Source organism: Saccharopolyspora sp. 6M, from assembly GCF_020176775.1.
GTDB classification, from domain to species: Bacteria; Actinomycetota; Actinomycetes; order Mycobacteriales; family Pseudonocardiaceae; genus Saccharopolyspora_C; species Saccharopolyspora_C gregorii.
The window spans coordinates 17,424-36,406 of record NZ_JAIUJZ010000057.1 but is presented as its reverse complement, the minus strand read 5'-3'; the positions used below and the strand labels follow the sequence as shown (position 1 = coordinate 36,406).

The 18,983-nt window shown below is 72.8% G+C and carries 14 protein-coding genes; 7 read left to right on the top strand and 7 right to left on the bottom strand.

Features of this window, described 5'->3' with window-relative positions:
- Positions 1 to 274 precede the first annotated feature (274 nt).
- Positions 275 to 3,085, top strand: coding sequence for an aconitate hydratase (locus LCD31_RS09665; protein WP_224957417.1), 2,811 nt, complete (start codon positions 275 to 277; stop codon positions 3,083 to 3,085).
- Between the two features lie 78 nt (positions 3,086 to 3,163).
- Here the strand turns inward: LCD31_RS09665 and LCD31_RS09660 are convergent, their stop codons facing one another.
- The gene (locus LCD31_RS09660) at positions 3,164 to 4,558 is read right to left on the bottom strand and encodes an LCP family protein (RefSeq protein ID WP_224957415.1); all 1,395 of its coding nucleotides are present in this window, start codon (positions 4,556 to 4,558) and stop codon (positions 3,164 to 3,166) included.
- 290 nt (positions 4,559 to 4,848) lie between these two features.
- On the opposite strand from LCD31_RS09660, the gene LCD31_RS09655 reads away from it, so the two are divergent.
- Together LCD31_RS09655 and LCD31_RS09650 are read left to right on the top strand one after the other, a co-directional pair.
- Positions 4,849 to 5,124: a hypothetical protein gene (locus LCD31_RS09655; protein WP_224957412.1), complete on the top strand. Its 276-nt coding sequence runs from the start codon at positions 4,849 to 4,851 to the stop codon at positions 5,122 to 5,124.
- Positions 5,125 to 5,469: 345 nt separating this feature from the next.
- The gene (locus LCD31_RS09650) at positions 5,470 to 6,180 is read left to right on the top strand and encodes a cyclopropane-fatty-acyl-phospholipid synthase family protein (protein WP_224957410.1); all 711 of its coding nucleotides are present in this window, start codon (positions 5,470 to 5,472) and stop codon (positions 6,178 to 6,180) included.
- Positions 6,181 to 6,193: 13 nt separating this feature from the next.
- Here the strand turns inward: LCD31_RS09650 and LCD31_RS09645 are convergent, their stop codons facing one another.
- The 5 genes from LCD31_RS09645 to egtA form a co-directional block, all read right to left on the bottom strand.
- Positions 6,194 to 6,658: a nitroreductase/quinone reductase family protein gene (locus LCD31_RS09645; RefSeq protein WP_224957409.1), complete on the bottom strand. Its 465-nt coding sequence runs from the start codon at positions 6,656 to 6,658 to the stop codon at positions 6,194 to 6,196.
- A gap of 81 nt (positions 6,659 to 6,739) precedes the next feature.
- On the bottom strand, positions 6,740 to 7,711 hold the full coding sequence (egtD, locus tag LCD31_RS09640) for an L-histidine N(alpha)-methyltransferase (RefSeq protein ID WP_224957408.1): 972 nt from the start codon (positions 7,709 to 7,711) through the stop codon (positions 6,740 to 6,742).
- On the bottom strand, positions 7,708 to 8,466 hold the full coding sequence (gene egtC / locus LCD31_RS09635; RefSeq protein ID WP_224957407.1) for an ergothioneine biosynthesis protein EgtC: 759 nt from the start codon (positions 8,464 to 8,466) through the stop codon (positions 7,708 to 7,710). Before egtC ends, egtD begins: the two co-directional genes overlap by 4 nt.
- Positions 8,467 to 8,473: 7 nt before the next feature.
- Complete coding sequence (egtB, locus tag LCD31_RS09630) at positions 8,474 to 9,772, bottom strand: ergothioneine biosynthesis protein EgtB (protein ID WP_224957464.1); 1,299 nt, start codon at positions 9,770 to 9,772, stop codon at positions 8,474 to 8,476.
- A gap of 160 nt (positions 9,773 to 9,932) precedes the next feature.
- A complete protein-coding gene (gene egtA / locus LCD31_RS09625) occupies positions 9,933 to 11,180 on the bottom strand; it encodes an ergothioneine biosynthesis glutamate--cysteine ligase EgtA (protein ID WP_374201647.1) in 1,248 nt (415 codons plus the stop codon).
- Positions 11,181 to 11,436: 256 nt separating this feature from the next.
- Here egtA and LCD31_RS09620 point away from each other — a divergent pair, with 256 nt between their 5' ends.
- Complete coding sequence (locus LCD31_RS09620; protein WP_224957405.1) at positions 11,437 to 12,030, top strand: TetR/AcrR family transcriptional regulator; 594 nt, start codon at positions 11,437 to 11,439, stop codon at positions 12,028 to 12,030.
- Positions 12,031 to 12,130: 100 nt separating this feature from the next.
- Positions 12,131 to 14,308 (top strand): FUSC family protein, encoded by a 2,178-nt coding sequence (locus LCD31_RS09615; protein ID WP_224957404.1) that lies wholly within the window; start codon positions 12,131 to 12,133, stop codon positions 14,306 to 14,308.
- 46 nt (positions 14,309 to 14,354) lie between these two features.
- On the opposite strand, the gene LCD31_RS09610 is transcribed toward LCD31_RS09615, so the two are convergent.
- Positions 14,355 to 15,833, bottom strand: coding sequence for a peptide MFS transporter (locus LCD31_RS09610; protein WP_308011277.1), 1,479 nt, complete (start codon positions 15,831 to 15,833; stop codon positions 14,355 to 14,357).
- Between the two features lie 508 nt (positions 15,834 to 16,341).
- On the opposite strand from LCD31_RS09610, the gene LCD31_RS09605 reads away from it, so the two are divergent.
- A complete protein-coding gene (locus tag LCD31_RS09605; RefSeq protein WP_224957403.1) occupies positions 16,342 to 17,688 on the top strand; it encodes a hemolysin family protein in 1,347 nt (448 codons plus the stop codon).
- Positions 17,685 to 18,728 carry a hemolysin family protein gene (locus LCD31_RS09600; RefSeq protein WP_224957401.1) on the top strand — a complete coding sequence of 348 codons (1,044 nt, stop codon included), beginning with the start codon at positions 17,685 to 17,687 and terminating at the stop codon, positions 18,726 to 18,728. The genes LCD31_RS09605 and LCD31_RS09600 overlap by 4 nt, the downstream gene beginning before the upstream one ends.
- Positions 18,729 to 18,983 lie beyond the last annotated feature (255 nt).

The following is an 18,983-nucleotide window of genomic DNA, read 5'->3' as shown; positions in this document are numbered from 1 at the left end:
GCCGAGGCGGGCGGGACGCGTCCGGGGCGAAACGTGATCTCCCGCACCGTTCCGCGGCGTTCCGGACGGGATTCCGCCGGAAAAAACGGGGTTGTGCACGAACCGGAACATCGGACGGCCGATTCGGGCGGACCCGGCCTTGAGCCGGATTACAGGACAAGCGTACTGTTATGACCATCAGACCGCCGGGGCTGCGCGCATGCTCGGCCGACGTGCGCGAGACTCGCGGTCGTTCCCTGAACTGACTTGCGCCCGTCGCGAGATGGAGTTGAACGTGACTGCACCTGCGAGCAAGGACAGCTTCGGTGCCCGCGGCACGCTGAAGGTCGGTGACGCCTCCTACGAGGTGTTCCGGCTGAACGCGGTCGACGGCGCGGCGCGGCTGCCCTACAGCCTCAAGATCCTGCTGGAGAACCTGCTGCGCACCGAGGACGGTGCGAACATCACCGCCGACCACGTGCGCGCCCTGGCGAGCTGGGATGCCAAGGCCGAGCCGTCGACGGAGATCCAGTTCACCCCCGCGCGGGTCATCATGCAGGACTTCACCGGAGTCCCCTGCGTGGTCGACCTGGCCACCATGCGCGAGGCCGTCGCCGACCTCGGCGGCGACACCTCCAAGGTGAACCCGCTGGCCCCCGCCGAGCTGGTCATCGACCACTCGGTGATCATCGACGTGTTCGGCAAGCCGGACGCCTTCGAGCGCAACGTCGAGTTCGAGTACGGCCGCAACAAGGAGCGCTACCAGTTCCTGCGCTGGGGCCAGGGCGCCTTCGACGAGTTCAAGGTCGTCCCCCCGGGCACCGGCATCGTGCACCAGGTCAACATCGAGCACCTGGCCCGCACCGTGATGGCCCGCAACGGCCAGGCCTACCCGGACTCGTGCGTCGGCACCGACTCGCACACCACCATGGTCAACGGCCTGGGCGTGCTGGGCTGGGGCGTCGGCGGCATCGAGGCTGAGGCCGCGATGCTGGGCCAGCCGGTCTCGATGCTCATCCCGCGCGTGGTCGGCTTCAAGCTGACCGGGGAGATCCCCGCCGGTGCCACCGCCACCGACGTGGTCCTCACGATCACCGAGATGCTGCGCAAGCACGGCGTCGTCGGCAAGTTCGTCGAGTTCTACGGTTCGGGCGTCGCCTCGGTGCCGCTGGCCAACCGCGCCACCATCGGCAACATGAGCCCCGAGTTCGGCTCGACCGCCGCGATCTTCCCGATCGACGACGAGACGATCCGGTACCTCAAGCTCACCGGCCGCCCGGCCGACCAGGTCGCGCTGGTGGAGGCCTACGCCAAGGAGCAGGGCCTCTGGCACGACGCGGACCACGAGCCGGAGTACTCGGAGCTGCTGGAGCTCGACCTGTCCACGGTCGTGCCGTCCATCGCCGGGCCGAAGCGCCCGCAGGACCGCATCGAGGTCTCCGACGCCAAGCCGTCGTTCCGCAAGTCGCTCACCGACTACGTGCAGGTACAGAACACCGACGACGCGGCGCTCGACGAGGCCGGCGAGGAGTCCTTCCCCGCCAGCGACCCGGTGTCGGTGACCCACCACGGCGAGGGCGACAAGCCGCGGCTGGTCTCGGCCGCCGACGGCGCCTCCGGCCGCCCGACGAACCCGATCAAGGTGTCCTCGGACGAGTACGGCGAGTTCGAGCTCGACCACGGTGCCGTGGTGATCGCCTCGATCACCTCCTGCACCAACACCTCGAACCCCTCGGTGATGCTGGGTGCCGCGCTGCTGGCCCGCAACGCCGTGGACAAGGGCCTCACCCGCAAGCCCTGGGTGAAGACCTCGATGGCGCCGGGTTCGCAGGTCGTCACCGACTACTACGAGAAGGCCGGTCTCTGGCCGTACCTGGAGAAGCTGGGCTTCCACCTGGTCGGCTACGGCTGCACCACCTGCATCGGCAACTCCGGCCCGCTGCCGGAGGAGATCTCCGCCGCGGTGCAGCAGAACGACCTGTCGGTCACCTCGGTGCTGTCGGGCAACCGGAACTTCGAGGGCCGGATCAACCCCGACGTCAAGATGAACTACCTGGCCTCGCCGCCGCTGGTCATCGCCTACGCGCTCGCGGGCACCATGGACTTCGACTTCGAGACCGACCCGCTCGGTCACGACACCGAGGGCGAGCCGGTGTTCCTGCGCGACCTGTGGCCCTCGCCGCAGGAGGTCCAGGAGACCATCGACTACGCGATCACCCAGGAGATGTTCACCAAGGACTACTCCGACGTGTTCAAGGGCGACGAGCGCTGGCGTTCGCTGCCCACGCCGGAGGGCGAGACCTTCGAGTGGGACTCCGAGTCCACCTACGTGCGCAAGCCCCCGTACTTCGAGGGCATGGGCATGGAGCCGAGCCCGGTCACCGACATCTCCGGTGCCCGCGTGCTGGCGCTGCTGGGCGACTCGGTCACCACCGACCACATCTCCCCGGCCGGTGCGATCAAGCCGGACTCCCCCGCGGGCAAGTACCTCAGCGACCACGGCATCGACCGCAAGGACTTCAACTCCTACGGGTCGCGCCGCGGCAACCACGAGGTCATGATCCGCGGTACCTTCGCGAACATCCGGCTGCGGAACCTGCTGCTGGACGACGTGCAGGGCGGCTACACGCGGGACTTCACCCAGGACGGCGCTCCGCAGGCGTTCATCTACGACGCCGCGCAGAACTACGCCGCGCAGGGCACCCCGCTGGTCGTGCTGGGTGGCAAGGAGTACGGCTCCGGTTCCTCCCGCGACTGGGCCGCGAAGGGCACCAGCCTGCTGGGCGTGCGGGCGGTCATCGCCGAGTCCTTCGAGCGCATCCACCGCTCGAACCTGATCGGCATGGGCGTCATCCCGCTGCAGTTCCCCGAGGGCTCCTCGGCGAAGTCGCTGGGCCTGGACGGCACCGAGACCTTCGACCTGTCGGGCATCACCGCGCTCAACGACGGCGAGACCCCGCAGACGGTCAAGGTCGTGGCCACCAAGGGCGACGGTTCCACCGTCGAGTTCGACGCCAAGGTGCGCATCGACACCCCCGGTGAGGCGGACTACTACCGCAACGGCGGCATCCTGCAGTACGTGCTGCGCAAGATGATCCGCTCCTGATCACCTGCCGATCCGGCAGGTAGCTGATCGGCGGGGCCGGCACGTCACAAGCGTGCGGGGGCCGTCGCGCGTTCCGGGTCAGTTGATGCAGTTGATGCCGTCGGCGGTGAGCGGTTCCGGGGCGATGGGCTGCTCCTGGCGGGGCGCCGAAGTGCCCGTGCGGCTCGTCGTCGGCTCCGAGGTCCGCGTGGTCTCCGAGGTCGTGGAGCGGGTGCTCGACGAGCGGGTGCTGCTGGAGGGGCTCGTGGTCTCCTCGCTCGACCGGGACGTGCGGGTCGTCGAGGTTCGCGGCGAGCTCGTGGACGCGCCGGTCTCGTCGGCCTCCCGGGTGCTGCGGGTGGACGTCGACCGGCCGGTCTCCGCGGTGTGCTCCCCGGTGGAGCGCGCGCCCGTGGGATCGGCCTGGCGCGGCACCGGCCTGCCGTGCGCGGCGCCCTGCACGGCGCGACCGACCTCGACCGGATCGACCCGCACCGCCTGGCCGTCGCGGGTGTCGAAGTTCGCGTCCCGGATCGGGATGGTGGAGAACTCGACGGCCCCCGCGGTGAGCCCCTGCATCCGCTGGGCGAAGGTCAGCACGTCCCACTCCCGGTCCAGCACGATCGACTGCCGCGCCGAGTCGATCAGCTCGCTCAGCCGCGCGGGCTGCGCGAGCACCCCGCCGGAGGTCGCGGTCCGCACCAGCCCGGCCAGGAACGCCTGCTGGCGCACCATCCGGTCCAGGTCCCCGCGGGGCAGGCCGTGGCGCTGGCGCACGAACGCCAGCGCCTCCGCACCGGCGATCCGCTGGTGCCCCGCGGCGAACTCCGCCCCCGAGTAGGAATCGCGCACCGGCCGCTTCAAGCACACCGGCACCCCGCCGACGGCCTCGGTGAGCCGCGCGAAGCCCAGCAGGTTCACCTCCGCGTAGTGGTCGACCTGCACCCCGGTCAGCCGCTGCACCGAGTCGGTGACCAGCGATCGGCCCGCGTCGGCGGAACGCCGTTCCCGCTCCGCCGGGTCGAGCCCGACCAGGCGCGCCGCGGCCGCCGCCTTCCCCCGCCCGTACGCCGAATTGATCTTGTGCTCGCCGTGCCCCGGGATGGTCGTGTACGTGTCGCGCGGGATGGAGAACGCGGTGGCCCGCGACCCGTCCTCCGGCACGTGCACCAGGATCAGCGTGTCGGTCAGGCTCGCCGGGTTCCGCCCGGCCCCCAGCCGGCGCAGCACGTCGTCCGGCAGCGGCCGCCCCTGCGCGTCGGTGCGGCTGTCCAAGCCCACCAGCAGGATGTCGGTGGCCCCGTCGGCCGTCGCGCCCTCGGTGGCGGCGCTGGTGCTCAGCGCCCACCGCAGGTCGCCGTAGTTCGCCCAGCCGTAGCCGGTCACCGCGCGCACCGCCGCCGACAGCAGGGCCGCACCGACCCGGGCCACCGTCGAAGCCCGCGACCGGTGCGGCAGCCGCGGCGCGTCGAACGCGCGTGATTCTCGACCCAACGAGCCACCCCCTGGATTGCGCGGACCGCTGGTCAGGCTAGCCGCGGCTGCCCCGTTCAGCCGTGCGCCGACGGCCCACTGCCGCATCGGCGGACGTGCTCCGTTCCGCCGAACACCCGCGCGCAGCACCGGGAACGTCCGGCCGCGGTCACCGTCCGCTGCGCCGAACCCGCCCGCGGATCGGAGGTTCCGCCCTCCGCCCGCTGTCGTTACCCTGCTCGGGTAGCGGCGCCGCCTACCCCGCGTCACCCGCGTCGGCGGCCGCGTCCCACCCCCGGAGGTGAACCGGCTTGCCCGACGCATCGGAGAACGCCCCGTCCGGTGGCCAACGAACACCCGCCCGCACCACCCGGGTCGTGGCCGTCCGCTACGCGCCGGGCGCCGTCGCCGAATCCCGCCGACAGGCGCACCTGGCCGAAGCCGACGGGCCGGTGGCGGACGTCGTGCGCTGGACGACCGCGTGCGGCGAGCTGATCCCCGCCGACGTCGCCGAGGTCTCGCCGGGACCGGCGGGCATGCCGTGCCTGCGCTGCCTCGTCGGTCTCCCCGCACCCGGCCGCGCCTGACACGGGCCGCCTGCGGGCGGTGCTCGGCGGACCTGGTCGCACTTGACGCACACCATCCGGCCCCCTTGCTCGGGGATCAGCACGTGATCACCGCCCGCCGGGCACTCGTCCCCGTGCGGCTCCCGCGACGGCCGGTCGGGTTGCGCCACGCGGGGCGGCCTCCCCCGAAGCCGGGTCGGCTCGCACGGGTCATCGGCCCTCCTCGCGGTCCGACTGCGCGCACGGCCGCAACTCTGCTCCGGTCCCGGGGCGCGCCCAAGATCCATCCCGGCAGTTCCGCCCGCCGCAGCCGGGGGACGAAACACCGGGCGGGGGTGATCTCCGGGTCCGCTACCCTTGCCGCCGATGAGCGACAGCGACTACTTCTCCATCGTCGAATCCACCCACGACGTGCAGAACCCGATCAGCCCCGCGAAGCTCCGCGAGGTCGCCGAACACCTCGAGATCGGCGCCGGTGACCGGGTGCTCGACGTCGGGGCCGGGCGCGGTTGGTGGGCCGCCGAACTCGCCGCGATGGGCGCCGAAGTGGTGGGGCTGGAGAACAACGAGGAGTTCGTGCGGGCCGCGCGGGACCGCGCCGCGGCCTCCGGGCTGACCGACCGGGTGCGGCACGTGCACGGGCCCGCGCTGGAGTTCGAGCCGGAGCCCGGCGGGTACACGGTCGCGACCTGCCTGGGCGCGAGCTTCGCGCTCGGCGGGTTCCGCGCGTCGATGGAGTGGATGGTCGCGGCGCTGGTGGAGCACGGCCGGTTCGCGATCGGCGACGTGCACTCCGTCGACGGTTCCTCCACCGAGGAGCTGCCGTCGCTGATCGAGCTGGTGCACGTCGCCGAGGAGTTCGACGTGGAGGTCACCGGCCTGGTGTCGGCTTCGCTCGACGACTGGGACCGCTACGAGTCCGGGCAGTGGAAGAACGCCCACACCTGGGCCAGGCGCAACCCCGAGCACCCCGACCGGGAGCGGATGCTGGGCGACTCGCGCCGGTTCCGCAACGACTACCTGACCCGGGAACGCGGGTCGCTCGGCTGGTCGGTCCTCATCGGCGAACGCCGCTGAGGACCCGCTCGCCTCAGCGCGGGGTGAGGCGGAAGACGCGCAGTTCGCGGCCGCCGGCGCGGCGGGCGTAGTCCGCGTAGGCGGGCCAGAACGGCAGGACCACCTCGTGCCACAGCCGTTCCCGCTCCTCGCCGGTGAGCAGCACCGCGCGCACCGGAACCCGGCGGGAGATCACGTCCACCTCGGCCTCCGGGTGCGCGAGCAGGTTCGCCGACCAGGCCGGGTGCGACGCCTGGCCCCAGTTCGAGCCGACCACCAGGAAGTCGTCGCCGTGCGGCACGTACAGCAGCGGCACCTCCCGCGGCAGGCCGCTGCGCCGCCCGGTGGTGGTGAGCAGCATCGAGGACAACCCGGCCAGCCGCGCCAGGCCGAGCCGGCCACCGGTACGCCGCTGCACGGCGAGGTCGACGGGCACCAGCTTCCGGCCCGCCGAGGCGAACCACTGCTTGCGACCCAGCCACTGCGCAACCTTGATCATGCCGCTCACCCGGCCAACCCTGTCACACCGCACCGCGGCCGCGACCCGCGGTCGTGATCGCGGCCACGGTGCGGGCGGGGTTCAGACCGCGGTGGCCAGGGACAGCGCGAAGTCGCCCGCGTCGTCGAGCCACCAGCGGGTGAGCTCGAACCCGGCGTCGGCGAGTTCGCCCTCGACGCGGGTGCGGCGGAACTTCGCCGACACCTCGGTGCGGATCTCCTCGCCTGCGGCGAGCTCCACGGTCAGGCCTAGATCCTCGATCGGCACCCGCATCGCCCGGCTCGCCCGCAACCGCATCTCGATCCACTCCTGCTCGGCGTCCCACCGGGCCACGTGCGAGAACGCGTCCGGGTCGAACCCGGCGCGCAGCTCCCGGTTGAGCACCCGCAGCACGTTGCGGTCGAACTCGGCCGTCACGCCCTGGGCGTCGTCGTAGGCCCGCACCAGCCGGTCCGGGTCCTTCACCAGGTCGGTGCCCAGCAGCAACCACTCCCCCGGCCGCAGCGCGGCGCGCACCGCGGCGAGGAACCGGGCGCGCTCGGCGGGCGGGAAGTTGCCGATGGTGCCGCCGAGGAACGCCACCAGCCGCCCGCTGCCCGCGGGCACCGCGGCGAGCTCGGTGGTGAAGTCGCCGACGATGCCCCGCACCGGCAGCTCCGGGTAGTCCACGGCGATCGCGGTGATCGCCTGGCGCAGCGCGGACTCCGAGACGTCCAGCGGCACGAACCGCCGCAGCGTCGCGGTCTTGCGCAGCGCGTCCAGCAGCAGCCGGGTCTTCTCCGAGGAGCCGGAGCCGAGCTCGACGAGGGTGCCCGCCCCGGTGAGCTCGGCGACGTCCACGGCGTGCCTGCTGAGGATGCCGTGCTCGGCGCGGGTCTGGTAGTACTCCGGCAGCGCGGTGATCCGCTCGAACAGCTCGCTGCCCGCCGCGTCGTAGAGCCACTTCGGCGGCAGCCACTTCGGCCGGTCGGTCAGACCGGCGCGGACGTCGGCGCGCAGTTCGCGGGCCGCGTCCTGCTCGGTGAAGTGCACGACCAGTTCGGGTTCGGTCACGGCGTTTCCCCCTCGTCGAGTAGTGGTGCGACGTGCACGGATCCGGGCCGGGCGACGCCCAGGTGCCGCCCCGGGACCGGCTCCCACCGCGCGTCGTCGCCGAACGGTTCGGAGGACAGCAGCACCGAGTCGGCGGTGCGGCGCACCGACAGCGCGTGGCCCCAGGTGCTGGCGACCAGCGCGGAACCGTCGGTGAGCAGCAGGTTCAGCCGCGATTCGGGCCGGGTGCGCACCACCTGCCCGACCACGGCGCGCACCGCCCGCGCCGGGTCCTCGCCGCGGTGCAGCCGGTGCCGCAGTAGCGCCCACAGCACCGCGGAGTCCGTCGGCGCCTCCAAGGTCATCAGGTCCACGACGTCCAGGTCGGCCGCGGCCTTCGCCAGCGACTCGGGCCAGCCCGCGACGACGCCGTTGTGGCTGAACAGCCACCGCCCGTCGGTGAACGGGGCGCACGCCGCCTCGCTCACCGGCATGCCGACCGTGGCCGAGCGCACCGCCGCCAGCACCGCGCCGGAGCGCTGCCTGCGGGCGAGCTCGGCGAACGAGCGGTCCGTCCACATCGGAACGGCGCGCCGGTGCCGGGCGGGTTCGCCGCCGTCCTCGTACCAGCCGGCGCCGAACCCGTCGACGTTGACGGTGCCGCCGCCGCGCATGTCCCGCGGCGCCCACGTCTGCTGCAGCAGCGAGTGCGGCGGGTCCAGCAGCAGTTCCGCCAGCGGCAGCGGTGGCCCGAGGTATCCCAGGTGCCTGCACATCCCGCGCTCAGCCGAGCTCGCCCGGGCGCGGGGTGCGCGCGCAGCGGAAACCGCTGAAGATCTGCCGCCGGATCGGCAGGTCCCAGTTGCGGAAGGTGCCGCGGCAGGCCGCCGCGTCGGTGCCGAACGAGCCGCCGCGCAGCACCTTGTGCCCCGGCCCGAAGAACACCTCCGAGTACTCCCGGTACGGGAAGGCGCCGAAACCCGGGTACGGCAGGAAGTCCGAGGAAGTCCACTCCCACACGTCCCCGATGAGCTGGCGCGCGCCGCACGGCGCGGCACCGAGCGGGTAGGCGCCCGCCGCCGCAGGCCGCAGGTGCCGCTGCCCGAGGTTCGCGTGCTCGGGCCCCGGGTCCCCGTCGCCCCACGGGTAGCGCAGCGAGCGGCCGGTGCGCGGGTCGTGGCGGGCGGCCTTCTCCCACTCCTGCTCGGTGGGCAGCCGCTTGCCGGCCCACCGCGCGTAGGCCTCGGCCTCGTGGAAGCTGACGTGCAGCACCGGTTCGTCCGGCGGCAGCGGTTCCACGTGCCCGAAGCGGCGGCGCAGCCAGCCGTCGCCGTCGCGGCGCCAGAACCGGGGCGCGGTGAGCTCCGCGTGCTGCCGGTACGCCCAGCCCTCCTCGCTCCACCAGCGGGGCTGGTCGTAGCCGCCGCCCTCGACGAAGCGGCGGTAGGCGGCGTTGGTGACCGGGGTGGTGTCGATGAGGAAATCCGGCACGTGCACCGGGTGAGCGGGGCGCTCGTTGTCCAGCGCCCACGGTTCGGTGGAGGTGCCCATCGTGAACGGCCCGCCCGGCACCAGGACCTCCGCCGGGAGCGCCTCCGCCCTGGCCGCGGGCGGGTCGTCGGCGGTGAGCACCGGCGGGCCCTTCCGCAGCTGGTGGGTGGCCAGCATCGTCTCGTCGTGCTGCTGCTCGTGCTGCACGATCATGCCGAAGGCGAAAGCCTGCTCCACCAGCCGCCTGCCCTCCAGCGGGGTGCGGTCGAGCAGGTCGAGCACCTTGGTGCGCACCTCCCCCACGTAGGAGCGGGCCTCGGCCGGGCCCAGCAGCGGCAGCTGCGGCCGGTCGCGGCGCGGGTGCTGGAACGCGTCGTAGAGGTCGTCGATGTCGGGGCGGATCGCCTCGGCCCCGCCGACGTCGCGCACCAGCCACAGCTCCTCCTGGCTGCCGATGTGCGCGAGGTCCCAGACCAGCGGCGACATCAGCGGCGAGTGCTGCCGGGTCAGGTCGTCGTCGTCGACGCTGCCGGTGAGCACCTCGCTGCGCTCGCGGGTGCGGACGAGTTCTTCGGCCACGCGCGAGCGCAGCCCTTCGACGCCGAGTTCGGCGAGGTCACCGCGGCCGGGCCGCGGGGCGTCCTGGGATTCGGTACCTGCCTGGGACCTGGTGGTCACCGGGTCACCTCCATGATCGCGGGAACGGGCGCGCCGGGCCGCCGCCGCGGCGCGCGGGACGACTGCGCGCCGATCAGCGGGCTTCGGTGAGCCGCCGGGGCACCACGTCGGCGAGCGGCTCCACCAGTTCCGGGGTCTCGTCCAGCCGGTCGAGCTCGCCGCAGGCCAGCTCCAGCACGGCCGCCGCGGTGCGGGCCAGCGCCGGGTCGGCGAGGCCGTGCCGAGCGGCGTCGACCCAGCGGCCGCCGGCGGGGACGGCGAGTTCCAGCACCCGGTCCACGGTGGACTCGTCGGCGAACAGGGCGACGAGCGCGGCGGTGGGCAGCATCCAGTCGTCGCCGTGCTGCGCGTCCAGGTAGCGGACCTCGAAGTACCCGCGCGGGCGCACCGGGGGGAACAGGGTGCTCAGGTGGTAGTCGAGGTCGTCGAAGGTCGGTGGCCACGGCAGCGCGCCGCAGATCCACTCGGCGAAGGTCACCCCGCCGGGCGCCCGCCAGTCGGTGCCGTCCCGGCGCAGGCACAGCAGCGCGGTGTCCAGCACCCGGCGCGCCCAGTCCGCGGCAGGGTCGGCCGTCGCCGGTCCGGGCCGCATCCGCGGGATGTCGGTACGCAGCAGCGAGCGGGTGCGCACCGACGCCCAGCCGGTGGGGTCGCCGAACAGCTGCGGGGAGTTCGCGAACGCGGCGATGAACACCGGCCCGAGCGCGTGCAGCGCCGCCCAGCGCGCCGCGATCCGGTGCGGTTCACCGGCGTCCAGGCACACCTGCACCCCGGCGGTGCTGCACATCATGAGGCGGCCGCCGATGCCGATGCGGTCGAACGCGCACTCCATCGCCGCGTAGCGCGGGACGTCGAGCAGCCGGTGCGGGACGCGCCACGGGTCGGTGCCGCGCTCGCCGAGCAGCAGTCCGCCGTCGGCGAGCCGGCTCCGGACGTGCGCGGCGTCGGCGGCGGTGGAGTCGAGCAGGGTGCGCAGCGAAGGGGACGGCAGGCTGGAGACCTCGACCTGGCCACCGGGTTCGACGGTGAGCGCGGAGCCGTTCGGCAGCGGGCGCTGCGGGCTGTCCGGGACCAGGGAGCGCGGGGCGTGCGGGCCGAGCGCGGCGATCAGCGCCTCGGCATCGAGCGGTCGTCGCGGGTCGGCCGCGTGGTGGACGGTCCATTCGAGTTCGACGCCGAGCAGCCGGGGAGGGCCGTGCTTGAAGCAGACCGAGGCCACGTAGGCCTCCGCCTCGGCGCGGGTGCGGATGCGGGAGCTGGGGACCTCGGCGGGCGGGTGCGCCGCCGTGGGGGAATCGATCGAAGCGGTCATGCGGATCATCACCACCTGGATGGGGCACCGGCGTCACCGGGGCCCGTCGCGGGGCCGCCGGGACCGTCCGGGCGCGGTGCCTGCCCGACCGGAGCCGGCGGGAACGCCCGGAATCGGGCGAAGTGCGCGGGCGGGTCGAATTCGGTGCGCAGGTGTGCGGAAAAGTCCAGTGCCTCTGCGCGATAATTCCCCAACAGGTGGACGGTTGCCAACAATACGTACGTACGGATTGCATGCGGCGCGACGGAGCTGGGACGATCAACCCATGCCCAGGGTCAGTCAGGATCACCTCCAGGCCAGGCGCCGCCAGATCCTCGACGGTGCCCGCAGCTGCTTCGCCCGCAACGGCTACGAAGGCGCCACCGTCCGCAGGCTCGAAGAGGCCACCGGGCTGTCCCGCGGCGCGATCTTCCACCACTTCAAGGACAAGGAATCCCTGTTCCTGGCGCTCGCCGAGGACGACGCCGCCCGGATGGCCGACGTGGTCGCCGAGCAGGGCCTGGTGCAGGTGATGCGCGACCTGCTCGCCGACCGCACCCCCGGCGGCGGCAGCGAACCGGAGGCCGAGTGGCTGGGCACCCGGCTGGAGGTGTCCCGGCGGCTGCGCACCGACGCCGAGTTCCGGGCCCGCTGGGCGCAGCGCTCCGAACAGCTCACCGCCGCCACCAAGGCCCGCCTGCAGTGGCAGCGCGACGGTGGGAACCTGCGCGACGACGTGGACGTGGACGTGCTCACCGCCTACCTCGAACTGGTCCTCGAAGGACTCGTCTCGCACCTGGCGATGGGACTGCCCGCCGACGACCTGGGCCCCGTGCTCGACGTCGTCGAGGAGAGCGTGCGCCGCCACCGCCGCGCCTGACCGCTCCCCCGCCGGCCCGGCGCGCCCCGCCCGTCCGGGGGACGCGCGGCGTAGGGTCGCGGCGGCGGCCGCGGCGAGCGGCGGGAAGGAGCGAGCGCACGTGGTCAGCGAGTGGTGGAACCGCTTCCTCGCGTCCGACCCGGCGCTGCGCCGGCTGCGCAACGCCACCCGCGTCACGCTGGCCACGGCCTGCGCGATCGGCGCCGCGATGGGCGTGCTGGTGCTGCTGCACCGCCCGGTGACCAGCGGAATGGTCGCCGCGGTGGTGGCGATCAACTCGATCACCGCGGTGAACGACCCCACCGACCGGGAGCGCCGCCGCACCACGCTGCTGATGCCGGTGCCCGCCGCGCTCTCGCTGACCCTGGCCACCGCCACGGCGAGCGCGCCGGTGCTGCACGTGGCGCTGTTCCTCCCCGTGGTGTTCGCGGCGACCTACATCCGGCGGTTCGGCCCGCGGTACTTCGCGTTCGGGATGGTCGCGTTCATGGGGTACTTCTTCGCGATGTTCCTGCGCCCGCAGCTGCCGCAGCTGCCGGACCTGCTGTGGGCCGCGGTGTGCGGGGCGGGCAGCGCGTTCCTCCTGCGGTTCGTGGTGCTGCGCGACGACCCGCGCGGCGTGCTGGAGCGGGGGCGGCGCACGCTGCGCGCCCAGGTGCAGGGCCTGCTGCACGAGGTGCGCGCGCTGGCCCAGCAGCCGGAGGCCGAGCGGCACCGCAAGCGGCTGCGGCACCGCTCGGTGCGGCTCAACGAGACCGCCCGGATGCTGGAGGGCACCGTCGCCGAGCTCGACGGGCTGGACGAGGCGGGCCGGGAACTGCTGCGGCGACGCATCCTCAGCGTCGAGCTGACCGCGGAGAACCTGCTGAACCCGCTGATGCGGGTGCTCGACCACCCCAGCGGCGGGACGGCGGTGCCGCAGGCGGTGGCCGGCCTGCTGGCCGTGGTGCGCAGCGACGCCTCCGAGGTGCGGGCGGCAGCGCGTTCGCTCGCCGACCGCATCGAACGCGACGGGGTGCGCGCCGCCGGGCAGCCGGACGACGGCGCGTCCCGGCCGCGGCGGCGGGACGGTTCAGTGGAGCTGGCGATGGCGATCCGCAGGCTCGGCGCCGCGCTCGCCGAGCTCACCACCGCGTACGGAGACCTCGGCCGCGTCGGGCCGCGCACCGACGACACCGATGACGAGGGCACCGGGCAGCGCTCCGGCGACGAGCGCGAACCCGACGAGGACCGGACCGACCGCGAGGAGACCGGGCTGCGCCGTCCCGAGCTGCGCGCCGCCGTGCAGGTCACCTGCGCCGCGGCGATGGCGATCGTGCTCGGCCAGCTGGTCTCGCCGAACCGCTGGTACTGGGCGGTGATCACGGCGTTCGTGGTGTTCATCAGCGCCAACAGCCGCGGCGAACTGCTGGTGCGCGCCTGGCAGCGCACCGCGGGCACCATGCTCGGGGTGGTGGCCGGGGTGCTGGTCGCCTCCCGCATCACCGGTGACGCCACGGCGGAGCTGCTGATGATCCTGTGCTGCGTGTTCGCCGCGTTCTACCTGGCGGGGGTGTCCTACGCCGGGATGACGTTCTTCATCACCACGATGCTCGGGGCGCTCTACGGCGTGCTGGGCACGTTCGACGTGAACGTGCTGGGCGTGCGCCTGGCCGAGACCGCGATCGGTGCGAGCGCGGGCGTGCTGGCGGCGACCGTGGTGCTGCCCACCCGCACCCGGCGGCTGCTGCGGGACAACACCGAGGACTTCCTGCTGCGGCTGCGGGACCTGCTGCGCTCCACCGGCACCGCGGTCGGCGCGGGCGACTGCGGCGACGGCCTGCGCGAAGCTGTCCGGGAGGTCGACGACGCGCTGCACAGCGCGCTCTCCAGCGCCCGGCCGCTGGTGGCCTACCGGATGCCGTCGCGGCGCAGCGCGCTGGACCGGTCCCTCACGGTGCTCACCGGCTGCGCCTACGCCACCCGCAACCTGGCGGCGGTGCTGCCGCCGACCGTGGACATGCTCGACGAGGACACCCGGGACCGGCTGGCCGAGCTGCTGTGGGCGATGGCCGAGACGGCGGCGTCGATGACCGCGGAGGCCACCCAGGGCCTCCGGGAGGCCCGCGAGTCCGCGCAGTCCTGGGCCGACGACCTGCGCGACCTGGCCGAGTCGCTGCCGCAGGACCCGACGTCGCTGCACCGCACGCTCGCCACCCTGGACCGGCTGCGGGGGCTGCTGGACGACCTCGCCGAGGAGACCGGGCTCGGCAGCACCCCGGAACGGGCCCCGGCATGACGCGGCGGGCGACCCGAACCGGACCGCCCGCCGCCGAGGAACTCGATCACGGAACCCCGTGCATCAACTTCTTGATCTTCGGCGCGCCCAGCGCGAGCAGCCCGCCGCAGGCGATGGTCGCCAACCCGATCACGCCGAAGTACAGCGTCTGGTTCGCCGGGTCGTAGAGCTTCACCACCTGCGCACCGATGCCCTGCCCGAGCGCCGGGGCCAGGAAGTACAGGCCCATCGTCTGCGAGGAGAACACCGGCGGCGCCAGCTTCGTGGTCACCGACAGGCCCACCGGCGAGATCATCAGCTCACCGATGGTGAGGATGACGAACACCAGCGCCACCACCAGCGCCAGCTGCTTGCCGCTGGAGTCGGTGATGAACCCGGACACCACGACCCACAGGAAGCCCAGCCCGACGAACACCAGACCGCCGACGAACTTGATCGGCGTGCTCGGCTGCCGGTCGCCCAACTTCAGCCACAGCGCGGCGAACACCGGTGCCAGGACGATGATCGCCAGCGAGTTGATCGACTGGAACCAGCTGACCGGGAACTCCCAGCCGAACACCTCGTGGGTGGTCTGCATGTCGGTGACGATCACCAGGGTGCTGGCCTGCTGCTCGAAGAGCATGAAGAACAGCGCGGTCGCCAGGAACAGCGGGATGTAGGCGACGAGCCGCTCCCGCTCCACCTTGTTGATCTGCTTGCTGCTGAGCATCACCGCGAAGTAGGCGATCGGCAGCACGGCCGAGATCACCGTGACCACGTTGACCAGGCCGGCGAGGCCGATGACCCCGGTGCCGACCAGCGCCACCAGCCCGATCACGAACACCGCGGCGATACCGCCGGCCCGGCCCAGCACGGCGCCCTTGTGCTCGGCGGGCAGCGGGTTGCCGGGCACCTCGCTGACGCTGGAGAGGTTGCGCCTGCCCAGCACGTACTGCACCAGGCCCAGCGCCATGCCGACCGCGGCGGCGCCGAAGCCCCAGTGGAAGCCGATCTCGGACTGGAGGAACCCGGCGATCAGCGGCCCGGCGAACCCGCCGAGGTTGATCCCCATGTAGAAGATCGAGAAACCGGCGTCGCGGCGCTTGTCCTGCTGCGCGTAGAGGTCGCCGACCATCTTCGAGACGTTCGGCTTGAGCAAGCCGGTACCGGCGATGATCAGCACGATGCCGATGCCGGTGGTGGCCAGCCCGCCGGGCACCGCCATCGCGATGTGCCCGAACATGATCAGGACGCCGCCCCAGAACACGGCGCGGCGAGCACCGAAGATCCGGTCGGCGATCCAGCCACCCGCGACACCGGTCAGGTACACCGAGGCGCCGTAGGCGGAGACGAGCGAGGTGGCGGTGGTCTCCGGGAGCCCGAGACCACCGTCCTGCACGGCCGTGTACAGGTAGAGCGCGAGGATCCCGCGCATCCCGTAGTAGGAGAACCGCTCCCACATCTCGGTGAAGAACAGCGTGGACAGTGCCCGTGGCTGGCCGAAGAAGCCCTGCTGCGGCGCGTCCGCAACCGTGGGGGTACTCACGATCACGACCTCTCTGGTGCTGGATGCGGCGGGTGGCCGCGTGCGGAACTGCGCAGAGGTTACGCCTTGCCCAAATGGTGTGAACCGCAACCTGGAAATACGGTGAAAATCGGTGGGGTGATCATCCGCAGCGGCGTACGCAGCGCTGTTCCGCGAGCACTCGGCGCGGTCGCGCTACCGCCGATCGGACGCAACCCACCGCATCCACCGCTCCCCGCGGCCCTTCCCGCCGCGTCCCTCCGACAGGTCGCGGCGGCGGACGCGGCGGCGTGACCGCGGGTGGCGGCGCCGTCGCACCGCCCGGCTCCGCCACCCCTCCGCGCGTCGCCGGAGTCACGATGCGCGGTTCCGGTGCTCCGATCGGGATATACTCGGGTCGCTTATTTCCGATTTCCTCCCGAGGAGTGACACGTTCGGTGCCCACGGCACAGTCCCCTGAAGGAAGTACCGAGCCGGGATGTGGTCCCGGCTTTCCGCTCACTACCGGCCTGCGGCGAGGTGATCGCTGATGGCCATCGTGCTCTCCGTCCTCGGACTCCTGTTCGTCGCCGTGCTCACCTTGGGCACCGCGCTCGCCGTGGCCGCGGAATTCTCCCTGACCTCGCTGGAACGCAGCACCGTCGACGCCCACGTCAGCCAGGTCGGCGACCGCCGGGCGAAAGCGGTGCAGCGCGCGCACCGCACCCTCTCGTTCCAGCTCTCCGGCGCGCAGGTCGCCATCACCCTGACCACCCTGATCACGGGTTACGTGGCCGAACCGCTGATCGGTGAGCTGCTGCGCCCGGCGTTCCTGGCCGTCGGCCTGCCGAACGCGGTGGCGGCGCCGATCTCGCTGGTGGTGGCGATCCTGCTGGCCACCACGCTGTCGATGGTGTTCGGCGAGATGGTGCCGAAGAACCTGGCCATCGCGCGCCCGCTGCCGACCGCCCGCGCCGTCTCCGGCTACCACTCCCGCTTCTCGCAGGTGTTCCGCTGGTTGATCGACAGCATGAACAACAGCGCGAACTGGGCGGTGCGCCGCTTCGGCATCGAGCCGCAGGAGGAGCTGCGTTCGGCGCGCTCCCCAGACGAGCTCGGCTCGATCGTCCGCTCCAGCGCCGAGCACGGCACGCTCGACGAGTCCACCGCGGTCCTGATGGACCGCTCGCTGCGCTTCGGCGACCGCTCCGCGGACGAGCTGATGACGCCGCGGGTGAAGGTCGAGTCGCTGTCCTCGGACGCGTCGGTGCTGGACCTGCTGACGCTGGCCCGGCGCACCGGGTTCTCCCGGTTCCCGGTGCACGACCACGACCTGGACGGCGTGCAGGGCGTCGTGCACGTGAAGCAGGCGTTCGGCGTGCCCGCCGACCAGCGCGACAGCACCCGGGTCGGGTCGCTGGCCCGCCCGGTGCCGACGGTGCCGGAGACGCTGGACGGCGATTCGCTGCTGAACCGGCTGCGCGGTTCCGGGCTGCAGCTGGCCCTGGTCGTCGACGAGTACGGCGGCACCGCGGGCCTGGTGAGCTTGGAGGACGTGGTCGAGGAGATCATCGGTGACGTCCGCGACGAGCACGACCGGCGGGAGACCGCCGCGGTGCGCCCGCTGACCGAAGGCACCTGGATCGTCTCCGGGCTGCTGCGCGCCGACGAGATCGAGGAGGCCACCGGCTTCGAGATGCCCGAGGGCGAGTACGAGACCGTCGCCGGTCTGGTGCTGGCGCGGCTGGGCCGCATCCCGGCCTACGGCGACCAGGTCGAGGTGGGCCCGTGGCGGCTCACCGTCGCGAGCATGGACCGCCACCGCATAGCCGAGCTGCGCCTGACCCGGGCGCACCGCCCGGCCGACTCCACCGGCACCTCTGGGGGAACCCGATGAGCGACACCGTGGCGATCCTGCTCGGCGTCCTGCTGCTGCTGCTCAACGCGTTCTTCGTGGGCGCGGAGTTCTCGCTGCTGTCCTCCCGCCGGGACCGGCTGGAGGCGCTGCTGGACCAGGGCGTGAGCCGGGCCCGCACCGTGATCAAGGCGAGCCAGGAGGGTTCGCTGATGCTCACCAGCGCCCAGCTGGGCATCACGCTGTGCTCGCTGGGCCTGGGCCGGCTCGGCGAACCGGCCGTGGCGCACCGGCTGGAGCTGCTCATCCAGCCGTTCTCGGTGCCCGCGCCCGTGGTGCACGCGCTGGGCTTCACGATCGCGCTGGCGATCGTGGTGGTGCTGCACGTGCTGATCGGCGAGATGGTGCCGAAGAACCTGGCGCTGGCGGACCCGGAGCGGCTCGCGCTGTGGCTGGTGCCCGCGCTGGTGGCGTTCGTGAAGCTGGCGCGGCCGCTGATCGCGCTGTTCAACATGATGGCGAACGGCGTGCTCAAGGCGCTGAAGGTGGAGCCGAAGGACGAGCTGGACACGGCGTACACGTCCTCCGAGCTGGCCGAGCTGCTGGTGGAGTCGCGGCGGGAGGGCCTGCTGGAGCAGTCCGAGCACCGCAGGCTCGCGCAGACGCTGTCGTCGGTGGAGCACACCGTCGCCGACGTGCTGGTGCCGCTGGACCAGGTGACCAGCCTGCCCGGCGCGCCGACGCTGGGCGACGTGGAGCACGCGGTCTCCAGCACCGGGTTCTCCCGCTTCCCGGTGCGCGCGGACTCCGGCGAGCTGCTCGGCTACCTGCACGTGAAGGACGTGCTGGACCAGGCCGGCGGCGAACCGTCCACCCCGATCGCGTCCACCCGCATCCGCAGGTTGCCGTCGGTTCCGGTGACGGCCCGGCTGGACCAGGCGCTGACCTCGCTGCGGCGGGCGCGCAGCCACCTGGCGGTCGCGGTCGATTCGGACGGCGCCTCGCACGGCGTGGTCGCGTTGGAGGACCTGGTGGAGGAGTACGTGGGCACCGTCCGGGACGGCACGCACGTCACCGCCTGACCGGCGCGGAGCTCGATCGACGCGGGTCGTCCCCTCGGGGGCGGCCCGCGTCGCCGTCTTCCCGCCCGGTCTCCCGCCGAACGGGTGACGAGCGCGGCGGGGCTGTCCTGCGCCGAACGCGTGAATTCGCGACTCCCGGGCACGCGCGGTGATGCCTGCAACACCGTGCGCGATCGCCGCAACTGCGCAGCGAACGGCCCCGGCGACCGGTCCGGCGCGGGCCGCGGGGGCTGTTCAGGAGCGGTTTCCGGTGCC

Coding starts and splice junctions, on each gene's coding strand:
- LCD31_RS09650 (WP_224957410.1), top strand. CDS start 5,470: ATGAGCGACAGCGACTACTTCTCCATCGTCGAATCCACCCACGACGTG.
- LCD31_RS09645 (WP_224957409.1), bottom strand. CDS start 6,658: ATGATCAAGGTTGCGCAGTGGCTGGGTCGCAAGCAGTGGTTCGCCTCG.
- egtC (WP_224957407.1), bottom strand. CDS start 8,466: ATGTGCAGGCACCTGGGATACCTCGGGCCACCGCTGCCGCTGGCGGAA.
- egtA (WP_374201647.1), bottom strand. CDS start 11,180: ATGATCCGCATGACCGCTTCGATCGATTCCCCCACGGCGGCGCACCCG.
- LCD31_RS09620 (WP_224957405.1), top strand. CDS start 11,437: ATGCCCAGGGTCAGTCAGGATCACCTCCAGGCCAGGCGCCGCCAGATC.
- LCD31_RS09605 (WP_224957403.1), top strand. CDS start 16,342: ATGGCCATCGTGCTCTCCGTCCTCGGACTCCTGTTCGTCGCCGTGCTC.
- LCD31_RS09600 (WP_224957401.1), top strand. CDS start 17,685: ATGAGCGACACCGTGGCGATCCTGCTCGGCGTCCTGCTGCTGCTGCTC.